Origin of the sequence: Cupriavidus sp. SIMBA_020 (genome assembly GCF_046535395.1) — a bacterium.
GTDB classification, from domain to species: domain Bacteria; phylum Pseudomonadota; class Gammaproteobacteria; order Burkholderiales; family Burkholderiaceae; genus Cupriavidus; species Cupriavidus campinensis.
This window is the reverse complement of sequence record NZ_JAWRWU010001465.1, coordinates 1-243: the sequence shown is the minus strand read 5'-3', so window position 1 is coordinate 243 and position 243 is coordinate 1. Positions and strand designations below refer to the sequence as shown.

Below are 243 nucleotides of genomic sequence, written 5' to 3'. Positions count from 1 at the left end.
CGTGCCGCTGCTGGCGGGTGCGCACGAATGGATCGGCGCGGGCACGGAGCTGGGCGCATGAGCGACGCCGTCGAAAAGAATCCGTGGGGCGGGCTGAAGGCGTTCACGAACGCGCGCATCGCGCTCGGTCGCGCGGGCAATGCGCTGCCCACGGCGCCGCTGCTCGCGTTCAATCTCTCGCATGCGCAGGCGCGCGACGCGGTGCATCAGCCGCTCGACGCCGACGCGCTGCGCCGCGAACTC

General features: G+C 72.4%; 1 protein-coding gene. It reads left to right on the top strand.

The window, feature by feature from the left end; all coding sequences use genetic code 11:
* Window positions 1-57: 57 nt before the first annotated feature.
* On the top strand, window positions 58-243 hold a 186-nt coding region (locus SB751_RS34435; protein WP_410749550.1), incomplete at its 3' end, for an ethanolamine ammonia-lyase light chain EutC.